An 18,341-nucleotide genomic window follows, 5' to 3' on the forward strand; every position below is an offset into this window, starting at 1 on the left:
AGACCACCAGACGATGGACCGAACCAGGCCTCGGGACGAGGTAATTGGCATCGATTTTTGACACGCTGTTGAGTTCTCAAGAATCGGACACACACCATCAACCACCTCAACGAGGAGGCCTCCGGGGCAACCCTTCAAACTTACCCGCCGCACGCTTGGGAGTCAAACCCGCGAAGCGTCCTTCAGGACGACCGGATCCGACCCGCTTGGTGTCAGCGGTCCTGCTCCCCGAGACTACCCGATCAGATCGGGCACCTCGGTCCTTCTGCCACCCCCGGGACCGGCCTGCTTCGCGTCGCGATCACTCGCTCGGCGGTGGTGTCCGGTGCTCCCTGTCGGGCTGACGAAGAGAACATTAACCCGGCCCTCCGGAGAAACACAAATCCGCTCCCCTCAGACCCCCTGGTCGGCACCGAGGGGGCGAATACCGTTGTCGCCCAACGGAATCCGCCCCCTCAAGGAGTCCCAGATGCGTGGGAGGCGCCGAGTTCGGGCACAGCTCGATCCTCACCCACGCGAGGTCTCAGGCGCGTCGCGCCGCCGCCAGGTTGCGTCGACCCCGCTTGATGACGGCGACGCTCCCGTGCAGGAAGTCGCCCTCCCCCAGCACCTGCTCCGGGTCGGTCACCTTGACGTTGTTGAGCGAGGCCCCGCCGTCACCGATCGCCCGCCTCGCCGCGTTGCGCGAGTCGACGAGCCCGACCGCCACGAGGGCGTCGACGACCGACGTCCCCACGGACACGGGAGCGCCGGGCAGCTCGGCCGTGGCGTCCGTCAGTGTCGACGCGTCCAGGCCGGTCAGGTCGCCCTTGCCGAAGAGCGCCTCGGAGGCCGCCTGGACCGAGGCGGTCGCCTCGGCTCCGTGGACCAGAGTCGTGACGTCGGCGGCCAGCGCCTTCTGCGCCGCTCGGCGGAACGGCTCCTCCGCCACCTGCCGCTCGAGCTCGGTGATCTCGTCGCGGGATCGGTCCGAGAGCGCCTTGAGCATGCTGATGACCGATGCGTCCTCGACGTTGAGGAAGTACTGGTAGAAGACGTACGGGCTCGTCATGTCGGCGCTCAGCCACACCGCGTTGCCCTCCGACTTGCCGAACTTGCGGCCCGTCGAGTCGACGAGCAACGGCGTCGCGAGCGCGTGCACCGACGTGCCCTCGACCCGGTGGACGAGGTCGACGCCGGCCGTGATGTTCCCCCACTGGTCGCTGCCACCGATCTGGAGGGTGCAGCCTCGGCTCCGGTGCAGCTCGAGGTAGTCGAGCGCCTGGAGCATCTGGTAGCTGAACTCCGTGTAGGAGATCCCCTGGTCGCTCTCGAGCCGGCGCGCCACGGCCTCCTTGCGGATCATCTGGTTGACGCGGAAGTGGCGGCCGACGTCGCGGAGGAAGTCGAGCGCGCTCATCGGCGCCGTCCAGTCCAGGTTGTTGACGAGCACCGCGGCGTTCTCGCCCTCGAAGTCGAGCAGCGGCCCGACGAGCTGCTGGATCCGGTTCACCGCGGACGCGATGGTGTCCTTGTCCTGCAGCACGCGCTCCGCGTCGGGCTTGGGGTCACCGATGAGTCCGGTGGACCCCCCGACGAGACAGATGACGTGGTGCCCGGCCGCCTGCATGCGTCGCATGACCGACAGCTGGACGAAGTTGCCGAAGTGCAACGACGGCGCGCTCGGGTCGAAGCCGCAATACAGCGTGAGGGGTCCCTCCGCGAGTGCTTCGCGCAGCGCCGCCTCGTCGGTGGTCTGTGCCACCAGGCCGCGCCACTGCAGCTCGTCGAAGATGTCCGTCACGGGTATCGGTGTCCTCTCGTTCGGGTGGGCTCCCTGCCCACCGGCACACAGCCTGCCGTATGCCGCCACGCCCGGGCCACCGAGTACCCCGCGGTCCCGCATGGCGGGCGTCACGAGCGTCGTCGGGCGACCCCGGGACGGTACGGCGAGACGGCCGGCTCCGCGTCGATCCAGAAGCGCCACGGGTAGACCCCGCCGTCGCCCCCGGGGACGCCCTCGGCGCCGGTCACGACGCAGAGCATCCAGTGGTGCCCGTAGGTGAAGTAGACGAAGGCGTGCCCGGGCGGCCCGAAGACAGGGGCGTTGTGAGGGGTCGGCCGACTGAGCACTCGTGACGCGGGGTCGACGAGACCGGCATACGCCTCCGTCTCGGTGACGCGCATCGTGACCCCCCGCCGTGCTGCAGGTGTCGGCCGATCAGGTCGGCGGCCACGTCGAGGACCGGCCTCGCGAAGAACGACCGCGGCAGACGCCTCACCCGCGTCGGCGCCGCACGACGCCGGGGCGGTAGGCCGAGACGAACGGGTCCCCGTCGACCCAGAAGCGCCACGGGAAGACGGTGCCGTCACCACCCGGGCCGCTGACGCCGACCCGGGGGCCGACGCCGACGCGCTCGGGAGGAGTCTGCTCGCCCTCGGCCACGACGAGGTCGATCGGCTCCCCCACAAGAGGTCGGCAGAAGTCGAGCCCCGTGTGCTCCTTGGTCATCGCGAGCGCCTGCCCGACCCGCCCCGGTCCGCGTGCCCAGTCGCGCTCGCGCACCGGCCCCCGCCGGGACCGGACGAGGTCATGGCCGGCGACCACCTCACCGGCCCGCACGAGCACGGCCGAGGCCGCACCCTCCTCGCCGACGACGAGGTTGACGCACCAGTGGTGGCCGTAGGTGAAGTAGACGTAGGTGAACCCGGGCGGTCCGAACATGGGCTGCGTGCGCGGCGTCTCACCGCGATAGGCGTGCGACCCGGGGTCGAGCGCGCCGGCATACGCCTCGAGCTCGGTCAGGCGCAGCACGACCCCGCCGAACGCCAGGTGACGCCCGAGCAGGTCGGGTGCGACCTCGACGGACGGCCTGGCGAAGAACGAGCGCGGCAGGCGGGTGTCGTCGGGGCTCACCGACGACACGCTAACGGCTGGGTCAGACAGTCGCCGAGGTCCACGTCCGGGCGTCGGCGAGACGCCCGCGCGCGAGCACCAGCTGCTCGGTGACGCGGACCGGTGCGGTGCCGCCCTGGGCGTCCCGCGAGGCCAGGGAACCCTCGACCGAGAGGACCGACCGCACGTCGGGCGTCAGGTGCTCGCTGATCCGGGCGAAGTCCTCGTCGGTGAGGTCCCACAGCTCGATGCCGCGCGGCTCGCACTCGCGGACGCACGCGCCGGCCACCTCGTGCGCGACACGGAACGGGACGCCCTGCCGCACGAGCCACTCGGCGATGTCGGTGGCCAGGGCGAATCCCTGCGGCGCGAGGGACGCGAGGCGGTCGGTGTCGAAGACGAGGGTGTCGACCATGCCCGAGAAGGCCGGCAGCAGGACCTCGAGCGTGTCGACGGCGTCGAACACGGGCTCCTTGTCCTCCTGGAGGTCACGGTTGTAGGCGAGCGGCAGCGCCTTGAGGGTCGTCAGCAGCCCGGCGAGGTCGCCCACGAGACGACCGGCCTTGCCGCGGGCCAGCTCGGCAACGTCGGGGTTCTTCTTCTGCGGCATGATGCTCGACCCCGTCGAGTACGAGTCGTGCAGCGTGACGAAGGAGAACTCCTTGGTCGCCCAGATGACGACCTCCTCGGCGATCCGGGAGATGTCTACGGCGGTCATCGCCGAGACGAACGAGAACTCGGCCACGAAGTCGCGCGACGCGGTGCCGTCGATGGAGTTCTCGACGGCGCGGGCGAAGCCGAGGTCGTTCGCCACGGCCTCGGGGTCCAGCCCGAGCGAGGAGCCGGCAAGGGCCCCGGACCCGTAGGGCGAGGCGTTCGCGCGGACGTCCCAGTCGCGCAGTCGGTCGACGTCGCGCAGCAGCGCCCAGGCGTGGGCGAGCAGGTGGTGCGACAGGAGGACCGGCTGGGCGTGCTGCAGATGCGTGCGGCCCGGCATGGCGACGCCGAGATGGCGGTCGGCCTGCGACACGAGGGCGTCGACGACGTCGAGGACGAGGCCTCCCACGACGCGAGCGTGCTCGCGCAGGTACATCCGGAAGAGCGTCGCCACCTGGTCGTTGCGGGACCGGCCGGCGCGCAGCCGCCCGCCGACGTCGGGGCCGACGCGCTCGATGAGGCCGCGCTCGAGAGCGGTGTGGACGTCCTCGTCGTCCTCCGCGGGCGTGAAGGCGCCCGACACGACGTCGTGCTCGAGCCGGTCCAGACCGTCGAGCATCGCCTGGAGGTGCTCGTCGGAGAGCAGCCCGGCCGAGTGGAGCACGCGGGCGTGGGCGCGAGACCCGGCGATGTCGTGCGGCGCGAGGCGCCAGTCGAAGTGGGTGCTCTTGGACAGTGCGGCCAGGGCCTGGTCCGGACCGCCGGCGAAACGCCCGCCCCACAGGCTCACGCGCTCGGCCGGCGCGGCCGCGGTGCCCGGCGCACCCTCCGCCCCCTCAGGACCGTCGGTGGAGCTCGGGTGGGTGGGGTCGGTCATCGCGGGGTTCTCCTCGTGGGTGGGGGTGCGGCAGGGGCCGGCAGGTGCCGGCAGGTGCCGTGGGTCTCAGTCTCGCGTGCCTGCGAGGGACTGCAGCCGCTCGGCCACGGCGCTCGCCTGCTCGGCGCTGCCGGTCACGAGCAGGATCGTGTCGTCGCCGGCGATCGTGCCGACCACCTCGGGGTCGCGGGTCTGGTCGATGGCCGACGCGAGGTAGTTGGCCGCGCCCGGAGGGGTGCGCAGCACGACGAGGTTGACGGCGGCCGCGGCCGACACGAGCAGCTCCTCGCACGTGCGACGCAGACGGGCCGAGGCGGCGTCACCGATGGACCCCACGGCGGCCACCTCACCGCCCTCGCCCGGGACGGCATACGCCAGGGCCCGGCCGCGCCTGACCTTGACGGCGCCGAGCTCGACGAGGTCACGCGAGAGCGTCGCCTGGGTCACCTCGGTGCCCTCGGCGGCGAGGAGGTCGGACAGCTCGCCCTGGCTGTGCACCTCGTGGGCGCCGAGCAGCTCGACGATGCGGCGCTGGCGCTGGGTGCGGCTCACGACGTCGTCTCCCCCGCCGCGTGGGCGGCCTCGAGGATCGCCGGCAGGGCGTCGAGGAAGCCCTGGAGCTCGTCCGCCGAGATGACGAGCGGCGGCGCCAGGCGGAGCGCCGTCGGAGTCACCGCGTTGACGATGAATCCCGCGTCGCGGGCGGCCGCCATGACGGCCGGAGCAGGTATGCCGTCCAGCTCGATCGCCCGCAGCAGGCCGCGTCCGCGGGTGCCGCTGACGCCCTCGATCTCGACGTCGTCGAGCAGCGCGGCGACGTCGCGGACGTGCTCGAGCAGGTGATCGCGCTCGATGGTGTCGAGGACGGCGAGGCCGGCCGCGCACGCGAGCGGGTTGCCGCCGAAGGTCGTGCCGTGCTGGCCGGCGGCGAGCAGGGCGGTGGTGTCGGGACCGAACGTGACGAGCGCGCCGATCGGCACGCCACCACCGAGACCCTTGGCCAGCGTCATGGCATCCGGGACGATGCCCGACGGCTGGTGCGCGAACCAGTCGCCGGTGCGGCCGATGCCGGTCTGGATCTCGTCGACGACGAGGAGCGCGCCGTGCGCCGAGGCCACCTCGCGGGCGAGGCGCAGGTAGTCGACCGACAGCTCGCGGACCCCCGCCTCGCCCTGGACCGGCTCGACGAACAGCGCTGCCGTCGTGTCGCCGACCGCCGCCTGCAGGGCGTCAGGGTCGTTCGGCGGGACGAAGACGACCTCGGGGATGAGCGGTTCGAACGGCTCGCGGTAGGCGGCCTTGTGGGTCAGGGCCAGGGCGCCCGTGGACCGGCCGTGGAAGGACCCCTCGAGCGCGACGATGCGGGTGCGACCCGTGCGCCGCGACAGCTTGATCGCGGCCTCGGTCGCCTCGGTGCCGGAGTTGGCGAAGAAGACGCCGGAGCCCTCGGGCGCCGACGCTACGGCGAGGATGCGCTCGGCGAGCGCGATGGCCGGCTCCGAGGTGAAGAAGTTGGACACGTGGATGGCCGACTCGGCCTGCTTCGTCACGGCCTGCACGAGCGCCGGGTGGCCGTGGCCGAGGGCATTGACGGCGATGCCGGACAGCAGGTCGAGGTAGCGCTTGCCGTCGACGTCGGTGACCCAGCAGCCATGGCCGGAGGCGAGGACGAGCTGGGGCGTGCCGAAGACCTGGACCATCGCTCCGGCGTAGCGGCCGAGCAGGTCGCTCCCGGCGGTCATGAGTCCTCCTCAGGGGTGGCGGGTGGTCCGGGTGCGCGCGGCGGCGTTCGCTCGGAGCCGGTGATGTCGGGCAGGACCATGGTGCCGATCCCCTCGTCCGTGAAGATCTCGAGCAGGATCGAGTGCGGCTTGCGGCCGTCGACGACGTGGGTCTGCGGCACGCCGCCCTCGACGGCACGGATGCACGCCTCGAGCTTGGGCACCATCCCGTGGTCGACGCGCGAGAGCAGCTCCCGGGCTGCGCTGACGGTGATGGTCGAGAGCAGCGAGCCACGGTCGGGCCAGTCGGCGTAGATGCCCTCGACGTCGGTGAGGACGACGAGCTTCTCGGCACCGAGAGCGACGGCGATCGCCGCGGCGGCCGTGTCGGCGTTGACGTTGAGCACCTGCCCCTCGACGTCGAGGTCGGGCGCCACCGTGGAGACCACGGGGACCCGGCCGGCGTCGAGGATGTCGATGATCGCGGACGGGTTGACGCTCTCGACGTCGCCGACGAGGCCGAGGTCGACCTCCTCGCCGTCGACGACCGTGCCGCGGCGCCGCGCGCCGAGCAGGGCCGCGTCCTCACCGGACAGGCCCACCGCGATGGGACCGTGCTGGTTGAGCAGGCCGACGAGCTCGCGCCCGACCTGACCGGTCAGGACCATCCGCACGACGTCCATGACCTCGGGCGTCGTGACGCGCAGGCCGCCCTTGAACTCGCTCTCGAGCCCGACCCGCTCGAGCATCGCCTTGATCTGAGGTCCACCGCCGTGGACGACGACGGGGCGCAGCCCGGCGTACCGGAGGAACGCGATGTCCTCCGCGAAGGCGGCCTTGAGCTCGTCGTCGACCATGGCGTTGCCGCCGTACTTGACGACGACGAGCGCACCGCGGAACCGCTCGAGCCAGGGCAGCGCCTCGACGAGGGTGGCGGCCTTGCCCGCGGCGACGCGGATGGCCGCGGCGTCGATGAGGCCGCGGAGGTCGGCGGGCTGGTCAGGGCGGGTGCTCGTGGTGGTCATGTGCTGTAGGCCGAGTTCTCGTGGACGTAGTCGTGGGTCAGGTCGTTGGTCCAGATCGTCGCAGCCTCGTGGCCGGCGTGGAGGTCGACGAGGACGTGGACCTCGCGCGGGGCGAGGTCGACGAGGCTACGGTCCTCCCCCACTCCACCGGCGCGGCACACCTGGACGCCGTTCATCGTCACGTCGAGCGTCGTCGGGTCGAAGGCGGCCTTCGTCGTGCCGACGGCCGCGAGCACGCGCCCCCAGTTGGGGTCGTTGCCGAAGATCGCGCACTTGAAGAGGTTGTTGCGGGCCACCGACCGCGCCACCTCGAGGGCGTCGTCGGTGCTCGCGGCGCCGACCACCTCGATGGCGACGTCGTGTGCGGCGCCCTCGGCGTCGGCGATGAGCTGGCGGGCGAGGTCGGAGCACACGGCGATGAGGCTCTCGGTGAGCTCGTCCCGCTCGACGGAGACGCCCGAGGCGCCGGAGGCGAGGACGACGACGGTGTCGTTCGTCGACATGCATGCGTCGGAGTCGATGCGGTCGAAGGAGACGGATGTCGCGGCGCGGAGCGCGGCGTCGAGGTCTGTCTGCTCGACGACGGCGTCGGTCGTCACGACGACGAGCATCGTCGCCAGAGCCGGGGCGAGCATGCCGGCGCCCTTGGCCATGCCGGACACCGACCAGCCGGCGCCCCCGTACGTCGAGACCTTGTGCACCGTGTCGGTCGTCTTGATCGCGACGGCCGCCGCCTCGTGGCCCTCGGCTGACAGGGCGGTGGCAGCGGCGTCGACACCGGTGAGGACCTTGTCCATGGGGAGCAGCTCGCCGATGAGGCCGGTCGAGCAGACGACGACGTCGGCCGCCGAGACACCGAGCACCTCCGCCACGTGCTCGGCGGTGCGGTGGGTGTCGAGGAAGCCCTGGGCGCCGGTGCAGGCGTTGGCGCCCCCGGAGTTGAGGACGACGGCGTCGACCCGGCCGTCGGCGACGACCTGGCGCGACCACGTGACCGGCGCGGCCTCGACGCGGTTGGTCGTGAAGACGGCCGCCGCGTGGCGGTCCGGACCGTCGTTGACGACGAGGGCGAGGTCGGGGGTCCCGCTCGCCTTGAGGCCCGCGGTGACGCCCGCCGCACGGAAGCCCACGGGCAGCTGGACGGTCGGGTGGCCACTCACGGGGCGACTCCTGCGATGGGGAGCCCGAGGGTCTCCTCGAGACCCAGGGCGAGGTTGGCGCACTGCACGGCGGCGCCGGCGGTGCCCTTGGTGAGGTTGTCGATGGCCGACACCACGACGACCCGACCGAGCCGCTCGTCGACGGCCACCTGCAGCTGCACGTGGTTGCTGCCCACGACCGAGGCCGTGGCGGGCCAGGAGCCCTCGGGCAGGACGTGGACGAAGGGCTCGGCGGCGTATGCCGTCTCCCAGGCCGCGCGCACGGACGCCGGGTCGGTGCCCGGACGCAGGCGGGCCGTGCACGTCGCGAGGATGCCGCGCGGCATCGGCGCCAGCGTCGGTGTGAACGAGACCGTGACGGGCTCGCCCGCAGCGCGGGAGAGGTTCTGCTCGATCTCCGGGGTGTGCCGGTGGCCGCCTCCGACGCCGTAGGGCGACATCGAGCCCATCACCTCGCTGCCGAGCAGGTGCGGCTTGAGCGACCTGCCGGCACCCGACGTGCCGGAGGCGGCGACGACGACGACGTCCTGGGCCTCGAGCAGACCGGCGGCGAACCCGGGGGCCAGCGCGAGCGAGATGCCGGTCGGGTAGCAGCCCGGCACGGCGATGCGGCGTGCGCCCGCGAGCCGTTCGCGCGCCACGGTGCCCGCCGGTCCGGGGAGCTCAGGGAGGCCGTAGGGCCACGAGCCGGCATACGCCGTGTCGTAGAAGGTCGTCCACGCGGACTCGGACTCGAGCCGGAAGTCGGCCCCGCAGTCGATGACGACGACCGAGTCGGGCAGCTGCGCGGCGAGCGCCCCCGAGTGGCCGTGCGGCAGGGCGAGGAAGACGACGTCATGGCCGGACAACGTCTCGACGGTGTTCACCTCGAGCACACGGTCCGCAAGGGGGACCAGGTGCGGGTGGACGCCCCCGAGTCGTTCACCCGCACTGCTGGCAGCCGTGACGGCGCCGACCTCGAACTGCGGGTGGGCGAGCAGCAGCCGGAGGATCTCTCCTCCGGCGTAGCCGCTCGCCCCCGCTACTGCTGCCCTGATCACGATGCATGACTATACACGATCATGCATATTCGTGCATTCGGGGGTGTCAGCGCTGGACGGCCCCCGTCGCAGACGCGGCCGCCGCGACCGCCGCGTCGCGGAAGTCGTTGACCTCGTCGGTCGTCAGCGTGCGGTCGGGCGCCCGGAACGTGAGGCGGTAGGCCAGCGACCGGTGTCCGGCCTCGATGCGCTCCCCCTCGTAGACGTCGAAGAGCACGACCGACTCGAGCGACTCGCCCGCGCCGGAGCGCAGCGCCGTCTCGACGTCGGCGGCGGCCACATCAGCGGCCACGAGCAGGGCGATGTCGGTCATCGCCGGCGGGAACGTCGAGAAGGGCCTGGCCTGGACGGGCTCGGCGCTGGCGGCGACGAGCACGTCGACGTCGAACTCGGCGGCCACCGTGCGCTCCGGCAGGTCGAGGGCCGCGACCACCTTGGGGTGCAGCTCCCCTGCATGGCCCACGAGCGTGCCGTCCACGAGCGTGATCCGGGCGCATCGGCCGGGGTGCCACGGGGCGTGACCGGGGTCGTTGGCGACGACCACCGGCACGGCGAGCGCGGCGGCGACCGTCTGCACGGCGGCGACCATGTCGCTCCAGTCGGCGGCGCGGCCGGGACCCCACCAGCCGGCCTGCTCCGCCTGTCCGGTCGCGAGGATGCCCGCGCGACGTGGCTGGGCGGGGACGGCGGCATACAGCTGCTCGAGCGTCTCGGCGTCGGGGCGCGCGGCGACTCCCGGGATCGGTGCGGTGCCGATGGCGCCGCCCGGGCGGAACACGAGGCCGAGCTCGTAGATCGCGACGTCCTTGCGCCCGCGAGCGACGTTGCGTCGCAGCGTGTCGACGAGGCTCGCGAGGACCGAGGTGCGCAGCAGCGGCCGCTCCTCCGACAGCGGGTTGGCCAGCCGGACGGCGTGACGACGGTCGTCGTCGGCCGGCAGCATCAGCTGGTCGGCGAGCTCCTCGGCGACGAAGGGATAGCTGAGGACCTCGGTGAGCCCTGCACCCGCGAGCGCGTCGGCGACGACCCGGCGCGCCTTCTGCGCGTGGGTCAGGCCGCGGCCGTCGCTCGGCGTCGGCGTGATCGACGGGATGTTGTTGTAGCCGTCGATCCGCGCGACCTCCTCCGCGTAGTCGGGCGCGTCGACGAGGTCGGGGCGCCACGACGGCGGGGTCACGAGGACGTGCGTGTCGTCGGTGCCCTCGCCGGACTCGTCGACGACGCAACCGAGGTCGCGCAGGATGCCGACGACCCGCTCGCGCGGGTAGTCGACGCCCACGATGCGCGCCGGCTCCGTGACGTCGAGGAGGTATGCCGTCCGCTCGCTCGTGCGGTCGACGTCGGTGACGGCGTCGTCGACGGTGCCGCCACCGTGCTCGACGAGCAGGTCGACGGCGAGCTGGGCGGCCGCCGCGGTCACCTTCGGATCGACGCCGCGCTCGAAGCGCTTGGACGCCTCGGTGATGAGGCGGTGCCGGCGCGACGAGCGCGCGACGGTCGTCGGGTCGAAGTGCGCCGCTTCGATGAGCACGTCGGTCGTCGTGTCGGAGACCTCGGAGGAGGCCCCACCCATGACGCCGGCGATGGCGAGCGGCTGCTCGCCACCGTCGGTGATGAGCAGGTCGTCGGTGTGCAGGGTGCGCTCGACGTCGTCGAGGGTCGTCAGCACCTCACCCGAACGGGCCCGGCGCACGACGACCGACCCGGAGAGCCGGTCGACGTCGAAGGCGTGGAGCGGCTGGCCGACGGCGAGCATGACGTAGTTGGTGACGTCGACGGCGAGCGAGATGGGACGCATGCCCATCTGCGTCAGGCGCTTGCTCATCCACGACGGCGACGGCCGGGTCGGGTCGATGCCGCGCACGATCCGCGCGACGTAGCGGTCGCACCCGTCGTTGCCGTCGATGGGTGAGTCGTCCTTGAGCTCCACCGGGTAGCCACCTGAGGTGGCGGCCGGCGTCGCGACCTCGGCCGGGTCGCGGTAGCCGCCCTCGGGGCTGCCCTGCGCGTGCCAGTACTCACGGGCGAGGCCACGCACCGAGAAGCAGTAGCCACGGTCTGGCGTCACGTTCGTCTCGACGGTCTCGTCGGCGAGCCCGAGGAGGGCGATCGCGTCGTCGCCGGGGCTCAGGGTCGCCGCGCGCTCCTCGCCCAGCAACCGGCTGAGCACGATGATGCCGTCGTGGTCGTGCCCCAGACCGATCTCGTCCTCGGCGCAGATCATCCCGTTGGAGACGTGGCCGTACGTCTTGCGCGCGGAGATCGCGAAGCCGCCGGGCAGCACGGCACCGGGCAGCACGCACACCACGAGGTCGCCGACCTCGAAGTTGTGGGCACCGCAGACGATCTCCTGGTGCTTGCCCTCGGTCAGCATCTGGCCGTTCTGGCCGACGTCGACGGTGCACCAGCGGATCGTCTTGCCGTTCTTCTGCGGCTCGAGCTCGAACGACAGGACCCGGCCGACGACGAGCGGACCGGTGATGTCGCCACCGTGGAGGTCCTCCTCCTCGAGACCCACGCGGACGAGGCTGGCGGCCACGTCGGCACCCCGGGCCCCGGGCGCGAGGTCGGTGTACTCCGCGAGCCAGCTCAGTGGCATACGCATGTCAGACCCCCATCCCGAACTGCTGCGAGAAGCGGACGTCGCCCTCGACGATCTCGTGCATCCCCTGGACCCCGTGGCGCAGCTGGAGCGCCCGCTCGATGCCGAGCCCGAAGGCGAAGCCGGAGTAGACGTCCGGGTCGATGCCGCAGGTGCGCAGCACCTTGCGGTTGACCATGCCGGAGCCGCCCAGCTCGATCCAGCCGGAGCCGCCGCAGGTGCGGCACGGCTCGGCACTGCCCCACGTCTCCTCGCCGTGGCAGGCGAAGCAGAGGAAGTCGGTCTCCATGCTCGGCTCGGTGAACGGGAAGTAGTTGGCGCGGACGCGGGTGCGCGTCTCCTCGCCGAACATGATGCGCACGAACGCGTCGAGGGCGCCGCGCAGGTGGGCCATCGTCAGGCCCTTGTCGATCGCGAGGCACTCGATCTGGTGGAAGACCGGCGTGTGCGTGGCGTCGAGGTCGTCGGTGCGGAAGACCTTGCCGGGAGCCACGACGTAGATCGGCGGCTCCTGCTCGAGCATGGTGCGGATCTGGACCGGTGACGTCTGCGTGCGCAGCACGAGGCCCGAGTCGACGGGATCGAGGAAGAAGGTGTCCTGCATCTGACGGGCAGGGTGGTCGGGCCCGAGGTTGAGGGCGTCGAAGTTGAGCCACTCGCTCTCGAGCTCCGGCCCCTCGGCGACCTCCCAGCCCATGCCGACGAAGGCGTCGACGAGGCGCTGGGCGACGAGCTCGATCGGGTGCCGCGAGCCGGGCTCGCGACGCAGGGCCGGCACGGTGACGTCGATGCGCTCGTCGACGAGGATGCGCTCGTCGCGCTCGGCCTCGAGCTCGGCCTGCCGGGCGGTCAGGGCCTGGCCGACGCGGCCCCGGGCCTGGCCGACGCGCTTGCCGGCCTCGGCCTTGGCGCTCGGCGGCAGGGCCCCGATCTCGCGGTTCGCGAGGGCCAGCGGGCTCTTCTCCCCCTGGTGCGCGATGCGCGCGGCCTTGAGGTCGTCGAGGGACGACGCCGCGGTGATCGCGGCGATGGCATCCTGTACCGCTGCGTCGACGTTCGCCGGGTCGAGCGCGGAGACCTCGACCGGGTCGTAGTTCGTGTTGGGTCCGGACATCGGCGTGCGTTCGCTGCTCTCGCTCGGGTTCACGGGGGGCTGTCGTGCGGGTGCCCAGTCTAGGGGCGGCGTCGAACCGGTTCACCGGGCCATCCGCTCAGCGGAGGGTCAGCTGCCGACGACCTCGGGCAGGCCGGCCGGCAGCGTCACGACGAAGCGCGCGCCGCCGGCGTCGTTGTCACTGACGAGCACCGAGCCGCCATGGGCCTCGACGAGACCCCGGACGACGTAGAGCCCGAGGCCCGTGCTCGCGTTGGAGGGACCGTGCCAGAAGCGACCGAAGATCTTCTCGCGGTCGGACGGGGGTATGCCGTCCCCCTCGTCGTCGACCTCGACGACCACCGACTCCGGCGCGTCACCGAGGGCCCCGCCGCGGTCCAGGGTCACCGTGACCTTGCCGGCGCCGTGCAGCAGGCCGTTCTCGATGAGGTTGAAGAAGATCTGCTCGAGACGGTCGGTGTCGGCCCACATCTCCGGCAGCCCGTCTGCGATGGCGGACTCCCCCAGCCCGAGCTGGACGACTCCGGACGACCGACCGAGCTCGTAGCGCACGACGTGGGTCGTGAGCAGCGCGTGGAGGTCGACGGGCCCCCGACGCAGGTTGAGGCTGTCGGAGTCGAGCCGCGAGATGTCGAGCAGCTCGGTGATGAGGCGGGTCAGGCGGGTGGCGTCGGCCTCGATCGTCTCGATCATGAGGCGCTTCTGCTCATCGGTGAACCGGTCCCACCGTCGCAGCAGGCTGCTCGTGAAGCCGGTCACCGACGTCAGCGGCGCCCGCAGCTCGTGCGCCACGGTCGACAGGACGGTCGCCTGGTCGCGCTCCGCCCGCTGGCGGGCCTCGGCGTCACGCAGACCGAGCATGACCCGCTCGACCGTGCCGCCCGGTCGGGACCGCACGTAGCGAGCGGTGACGAGGACGTCCTGGCCCCGGGGCGCGACGAGCAGCTTCTCGCGGTGGCCGGCGCGGCTGGCGAGGCCGTTCCACGGGTCGGTGTGGGCCCACCAGTTCCGGCCGTACTTGTCCGTGAAGGGCAGCCCCTCGTCGAGCGTGCGGCCGACGAGGTCGGCATGGTCGCAGTCGAGGATGCGCAGCGCCTCGGCGTTGGCGAACCGGATGCGCTGGTCGGCCCCGACGACGACGAGCCCGTCGGGGAGCAGCTCGCCCATCATCGCGACCGGAGCCATCTCGCCCGCCGACCCGGGCAGCCGAGCCGCGGTGCCGTCGACTGAGGTCATGGCCCGAGGATAGTCACGGGCACGCCCGGAGGGCCCGGTCAGCGGCTCGTGCGGCGTGCCTCGGCCGAGGCGTAGAGGCAGATCGTCGCGGCCATCGCGAGGTTGAGCGACTCCGCGTGGCCGTGGATGGGGACGCGGACGACGTCGTCGCAGGCGTCGCGCACGTCCTGCGGCAGGCCCCAGGCCTCGTTGCCCATGACCCAGGCGTGGGCACCGGAGAGGTCGGCGTCATGGAGGAGGGTCGTCCCCGCGCCGTCCGCGGCGAGCAGCCTGACCCCGCGCTCGCGCAGGGCCGCGAGGATGTCGGGGACGGACACGCCGAGGCTGAGCGGCAGGTGCCACAGGGACCCGACGGTCGAGCGGACGACCTTGCTGTTGTAGACGTCGACGCTCGCGTCGCTGACGATGACGGCGTCGGCGCCGGCCGCGTCGGCGCCCCGGATGACGGTGCCGGCGTTGCCGGGGTCGCGGACGTTCGTCAGGACGCACACGAGCGCGTGGGCCGGCAGGTCCGCGAGGAGGGCGTCCAGCGGCACGTCGAGGACGCGGCACACCGCGGCGATCCCCTGCGGGGACTCCGTGTCGCACATCGCGGAGAGCACCTCGGGACTCACCTCGTGCACCCAGAGCTCGGCGGAGCGCGCGGCCTCGACGATGGCGGGATGCCGGTCGGCCGCCTCGGGCGTCACGTAGACGTCCCGGACGAGGTCGGGACGGAAGGCGACCGCCTCGCGGACCGCCTGCGGTCCCTCGGCGAGGAACTCACCCGTGCGGGAACGCACCGAACGCCGGGACAGCGCCCGTACCGCCTTGACCCGATCGGATCGGGGGTTGGTCAGCACGGGGGTGTCCCGGCGCTCGAGATGCTGGTGTGACGTCGGACGACGTCGCTCAGGCGGCGTCGCCGGCGACCTTCGCCTCGGCTGCGTTGACAGCGGCCGGGACGTTGGCGCGGGAGAGCTCCACGAGCGCGGCGAAGGCCGGGGCGTCGTTGACGGCGAGGTCCGCGAGGATCTTGCGGTCGACCTCGACACCGGCGGCCTTGAGGCCCTGCATGAACCGGTTGTACGTCATGCCGTTGGCGCGGGCCGCAGCGTTGATGCGCTGGATCCAGAGGCGACGGAAGTCACCCTTCTTCGCGCGACGGTCACGGTAGGCGTAACCCAGCGAGTGGGTGACCTGCTCCTTGGCCTTGCGGTAGAGGCGCGACCGCTGACCGCGGTAGCCGCTGGCGCGCTCGAGAACGACTCGACGCTTCTTCTGGGCGTTGACCGCCCGCTTCACGCGTGCCACGTGAATACTCCTTCTCTGCTTGACGCAGTGCTTGCTGCTGCTGCTGGCTTACCGGAGACCCGGCTGCTCAGCGAATCGCTGATGGGTGGGGGTCCCGGCTCACTTGCCGAGAAGCTTCTTGGCCTTCTTGGCGTCCGGCTTGGCGAGCTCGACGTCGTTCGCGATGGAACGCATCTTCTTGCTCGACTTGTGCTCGAGCAGGTGGCGACCGCCGGCCTGCTCGCGCATGACCTTGCCGGTGCCGGTGAGGCGGAAACGCTTCTTCGCACCGCTGTGCGTCTTCATCTTCGGCATGGGGGCCGATCTCCTTCGTGTTGCGTGCGCCAGTGGGCGCACGTGGTGTGTCGTGCCGGGGGCTCTCGCCTCCGGCGGGTCACCGCCCGCCGATCACTCGGCGGCGGCGGTGGCCTCGTCGGTCTGCGGGGCCTGGGCCTCCGGCTGCTCACCGGACGCTGCCGGCTCGCCGGTGGAGCGCTGGTCGTGCTGCTCGCGGGAGCGACGCTGCTCGGCCTTGGCCTCCGCCTTCTTCTTGGTCGGGCCGATCACCATGATCATGTTTCGGCCGTCCTGCTTCGGGGCCGACTCGACGAAGCCGAGCTCGGCGATGTCCTCGGCGAGGCGCTCGAGCAGACGGCGACCGAGCTCGGGCCGCGACTGCTCGCGACCGCGGAACATGATCGTCACCTTGACCTTGTCGCCGGCCTTGAGGAACCGCTCGACGTGGCCCTTCTTCGTGCCGTAGTCGTGCGGGTCGATCTTCGGACGGAGCTTGATCTCCTTGATGACCGTGTTGACCTGGTTCTTGCGCGCTTCCCGTGCCTTCATGGCGGCTTCGTACTTGAACTTGCCGAAGTCCATGAGCTTGGCGACCGGCGGCTTGGCCATGGGGGCCACCTCGACGAGGTCGAGGTTCGCCTCCTCGGCCAGACGCAGCGCGTCCTCGACGCGGACGATGCCGACCTGCTCGCCGTTGGGGCCAACCAAGCGCACTTCCGGGACCCGGATGCGCTCGTTGATGCGAGGCTCGCTGATGTGGTGCTCCTAAGTTCGATGAATGGTGTGACCAGACGGGGGTGGTGCCAGTCCTGCTGCGACCACAACGAGAAAAGGGCTCCCCGTGTGTGCACGAGGAGCCCAAGGGTCGCGTATGCCGGACGGTCGCCGTCGCGTCACACGGCTCGACACCGATGCCACGGAGGACACCTGGTCGAGCAGACCTTGACCCGGCGACTGTCAGGTCGGCGCGGGTGGAAGCGAGCTTCTCTTGCACGTCGTCACCCGCCTCCGCCGGAGCGGGAGCATGGGTGACGGCTGGTCAGTGGTCAATGCTAGCAGCCGAGACGCCGTGCTCCGAATCGACGACAGGGCCCCCGGCAGCGGGCCGGCCCTGCGCCCTCCGGCTGGCCCGGGACCCGAGGAGGCCGACGAGTGCGATGAGGACGCCCACGGCGGAGACGACGACGAACCCCCACTGCCAGCCGCCTCGGTCGATGGCGAAGCCTGCGAGCGGTGCTCCGAAGGCCGAGCCCGCGGTCATGGCCGAGCCGTGCCACCCCATCATCTCGCCGCGGAACCGCTCCGGGACCTGACGGCTCAGCTGCTCGACGGTGGCGGTGATGGTGGGGGCGCACAGGAAGCCGGAGACCGTGATGAGGACGGCGAAGCTCGGCACGCCCGCGGCGAGGGCGACGGGGGCGGTCGTGGCCGCGAGGCCGCCGAGCAGCCAGAAGACGGAGAAGGAGCGGTGCCAGGCGCCGTAGAGGATGCCGCCGACGAGGGACCCGGCACCCCAGAGCGCGAGGACCCAGCCGATCGAGCCGGTGGCCCCGAAGGACCGCAGCGCCGCGACGATGCCCACGTCGGTGCCGCTGAGGACGAGCGTCGAGCAGGCGGCGGCGAGGTAGACCGCGGCGACCGGCACGGTGATGAAGCCGCGGACGGCACGGCCCGGGGCGGTGTCGTCGGGCACGGACGGGGCTGCGATGGCGTCGGCCCGGGCGGCCTCGCCCTGCTCGTCGTGCGCCGCCTCCCCCGCCGCGCCGCCGTCCGGGTGACCATCGCCGGAGTCGGAGGTGAGGCGGGGGTTGACCACCCAGAGCACGAATCCCGCTGCGACGGATGCGAGCTCGCAGACAAGCAGGGCCCACGACGTGTCCCACGAGGTCGCGAGCCACACCCCGATGGCAGGGCCCGCCATGAACGACAGCTCGGTCGCCGACGAGTCGAGCGACAGGGCGGTGCGACGCTGCTCGCTCGGCACCGAACGGATGATGACCTGGCGCAGGATCGAGAAGGTGGGCACGACGAAGAGCCCGGCGAGCGCCGCGAAGGCGATGAGCGGGGCGTAGCTCACCCACGGCGCGATCGACCAGCACACGACCTGCACGACGAGCGAGGGGCCGACGGTGCGCCGCAGGCCGATGCGGTCGAGCAGCCGGCCGCGCCAGGGCCCGGAGACGGCGACCGCGACGGTCGAGGCGGCCGTGACCAGGCCGGCAGCGCCGTAGCTGCGGCCGAGCGACGTCACGACGTGGAGGGTGAGGATCACCCCTCCCGCCCACATGGGGACGCGGATGAGGAAGCCGAGCAGCAGCGCGTTGCGGGTGTCGCGGTTGGCCAGCACCGGCCGGTAGGCCCCCAGATCCATGGCGTCAGCCTGTCACCTCGCACCGACGGTGCGCACCCGGGTTCCGCCGAGGCGGCAGAGCGCGCGAGCGCGGCCCGGGGGCGACCCGGGGTCG

At 72.0% G+C, this 18,341-nt stretch carries 17 protein-coding genes; all 17 read right to left on the reverse strand.

Annotated elements, in window-relative coordinates; translation table 11 throughout:
* Positions 1 to 523: 523 nt before the first annotated feature.
* Positions 524 to 1,783 (reverse strand): tyrosine--tRNA ligase, encoded by a 1,260-nt coding sequence (gene tyrS / locus AB4Z14_RS12075; RefSeq protein WP_442275393.1) that lies wholly within the window; start codon positions 1,781 to 1,783, stop codon positions 524 to 526.
* Positions 1,784 to 1,893: 110 nt separating this feature from the next.
* The gene (locus AB4Z14_RS12080) at positions 1,894 to 2,166 is read right to left on the reverse strand and encodes a DNA-3-methyladenine glycosylase (RefSeq protein ID WP_442275394.1); all 273 of its coding nucleotides are present in this window, start codon (positions 2,164 to 2,166) and stop codon (positions 1,894 to 1,896) included.
* Between the two features lie 91 nt (positions 2,167 to 2,257).
* A complete protein-coding gene (locus AB4Z14_RS12085; protein WP_442275395.1) occupies positions 2,258 to 2,896 on the reverse strand; it encodes a DNA-3-methyladenine glycosylase in 639 nt (212 codons plus the stop codon).
* A 22-nt stretch (positions 2,897 to 2,918) separates the two neighbouring features.
* Complete coding sequence (gene argH, locus AB4Z14_RS12090) at positions 2,919 to 4,409, reverse strand: argininosuccinate lyase (RefSeq protein WP_442275396.1); 1,491 nt, start codon at positions 4,407 to 4,409, stop codon at positions 2,919 to 2,921.
* Between the two features lie 66 nt (positions 4,410 to 4,475).
* A complete protein-coding gene (gene argR, locus AB4Z14_RS12095) occupies positions 4,476 to 4,961 on the reverse strand; it encodes an arginine repressor (RefSeq protein ID WP_056776346.1) in 486 nt (161 codons plus the stop codon).
* On the reverse strand, positions 4,958 to 6,151 hold the full coding sequence (locus AB4Z14_RS12100) for an acetylornithine transaminase (RefSeq protein WP_442275397.1): 1,194 nt from the start codon (positions 6,149 to 6,151) through the stop codon (positions 4,958 to 4,960). The genes argR and AB4Z14_RS12100 overlap by 4 nt, the downstream gene beginning before the upstream one ends.
* A complete protein-coding gene (argB, locus tag AB4Z14_RS12105) occupies positions 6,148 to 7,155 on the reverse strand; it encodes an acetylglutamate kinase (protein WP_442275398.1) in 1,008 nt (335 codons plus the stop codon). Before argB ends, AB4Z14_RS12100 begins: the two co-directional genes overlap by 4 nt.
* Positions 7,152 to 8,315: a bifunctional glutamate N-acetyltransferase/amino-acid acetyltransferase ArgJ gene (gene argJ, locus AB4Z14_RS12110; protein WP_442275399.1), complete on the reverse strand. Its 1,164-nt coding sequence runs from the start codon at positions 8,313 to 8,315 to the stop codon at positions 7,152 to 7,154. The genes argB and argJ overlap by 4 nt, the downstream gene beginning before the upstream one ends.
* On the reverse strand, positions 8,312 to 9,355 hold the full coding sequence (gene argC / locus AB4Z14_RS12115; RefSeq protein WP_442275400.1) for an N-acetyl-gamma-glutamyl-phosphate reductase: 1,044 nt from the start codon (positions 9,353 to 9,355) through the stop codon (positions 8,312 to 8,314). The genes argJ and argC overlap by 4 nt, the downstream gene beginning before the upstream one ends.
* Before the next feature lie 46 nt (positions 9,356 to 9,401).
* Positions 9,402 to 11,960: a phenylalanine--tRNA ligase subunit beta gene (pheT, locus tag AB4Z14_RS12120; protein WP_056776335.1), complete on the reverse strand. Its 2,559-nt coding sequence runs from the start codon at positions 11,958 to 11,960 to the stop codon at positions 9,402 to 9,404.
* Between the two features lies 1 nt (position 11,961).
* Positions 11,962 to 13,071: a phenylalanine--tRNA ligase subunit alpha gene (gene pheS / locus AB4Z14_RS12125; RefSeq protein ID WP_442275687.1), complete on the reverse strand. Its 1,110-nt coding sequence runs from the start codon at positions 13,069 to 13,071 to the stop codon at positions 11,962 to 11,964.
* Positions 13,072 to 13,179: 108 nt separating this feature from the next.
* Complete coding sequence (locus AB4Z14_RS12130; protein ID WP_056776333.1) at positions 13,180 to 14,307, reverse strand: sensor histidine kinase; 1,128 nt, start codon at positions 14,305 to 14,307, stop codon at positions 13,180 to 13,182.
* A 38-nt stretch (positions 14,308 to 14,345) separates the two neighbouring features.
* On the reverse strand, positions 14,346 to 15,149 hold the full coding sequence (locus AB4Z14_RS12135) for a TrmH family RNA methyltransferase (RefSeq protein WP_442275401.1): 804 nt from the start codon (positions 15,147 to 15,149) through the stop codon (positions 14,346 to 14,348).
* 49 nt (positions 15,150 to 15,198) lie between these two features.
* Positions 15,199 to 15,600 (reverse strand): 50S ribosomal protein L20, encoded by a 402-nt coding sequence (rplT, locus tag AB4Z14_RS12140; protein WP_020144696.1) that lies wholly within the window; start codon positions 15,598 to 15,600, stop codon positions 15,199 to 15,201.
* A 99-nt stretch (positions 15,601 to 15,699) separates the two neighbouring features.
* Complete coding sequence (gene rpmI / locus AB4Z14_RS12145) at positions 15,700 to 15,894, reverse strand: 50S ribosomal protein L35 (RefSeq protein WP_020144695.1); 195 nt, start codon at positions 15,892 to 15,894, stop codon at positions 15,700 to 15,702.
* A gap of 93 nt (positions 15,895 to 15,987) precedes the next feature.
* Complete coding sequence (gene infC / locus AB4Z14_RS12150) at positions 15,988 to 16,584, reverse strand: translation initiation factor IF-3 (RefSeq protein ID WP_231372306.1); 597 nt, start codon at positions 16,582 to 16,584, stop codon at positions 15,988 to 15,990.
* A gap of 331 nt (positions 16,585 to 16,915) precedes the next feature.
* Positions 16,916 to 18,247 (reverse strand): MFS transporter, encoded by a 1,332-nt coding sequence (locus tag AB4Z14_RS12155; RefSeq protein WP_442275402.1) that lies wholly within the window; start codon positions 18,245 to 18,247, stop codon positions 16,916 to 16,918.
* Positions 18,248 to 18,341: the final 94 nt, after the last annotated feature.

It is taken from the genome of Terrabacter sp. 2TAF16 (assembly GCF_052115065.1).
GTDB lineage: Bacteria > Actinomycetota > Actinomycetes > Actinomycetales > Dermatophilaceae > Terrabacter.

Coding starts and splice junctions, on each gene's coding strand:
- AB4Z14_RS12100 (WP_442275397.1), bottom strand. CDS start 6,151: ATGACCGCCGGGAGCGACCTGCTCGGCCGCTACGCCGGAGCGATGGTC.
- pheS (WP_442275687.1), bottom strand. CDS start 13,071: ATGTCCGGACCCAACACGAACTACGACCCGGTCGAGGTCTCCGCGCTC.
- pheT (WP_056776335.1), bottom strand. CDS start 11,960: ATGCGTATGCCACTGAGCTGGCTCGCGGAGTACACCGACCTCGCGCCC.
- AB4Z14_RS12155 (WP_442275402.1), bottom strand. CDS start 18,247: ATGGATCTGGGGGCCTACCGGCCGGTGCTGGCCAACCGCGACACCCGC.
- AB4Z14_RS12130 (WP_056776333.1), bottom strand. CDS start 14,307: ATGACCTCAGTCGACGGCACCGCGGCTCGGCTGCCCGGGTCGGCGGGC.
- AB4Z14_RS12080 (WP_442275394.1), bottom strand. CDS start 2,166: ATGCGCGTCACCGAGACGGAGGCGTATGCCGGTCTCGTCGACCCCGCG.
- argB (WP_442275398.1), bottom strand. CDS start 7,155: ATGACCACCACGAGCACCCGCCCTGACCAGCCCGCCGACCTCCGCGGC.
- argH (WP_442275396.1), bottom strand. CDS start 4,409: ATGACCGACCCCACCCACCCGAGCTCCACCGACGGTCCTGAGGGGGCG.
- rpmI (WP_020144695.1), bottom strand. CDS start 15,894: ATGCCGAAGATGAAGACGCACAGCGGTGCGAAGAAGCGTTTCCGCCTC.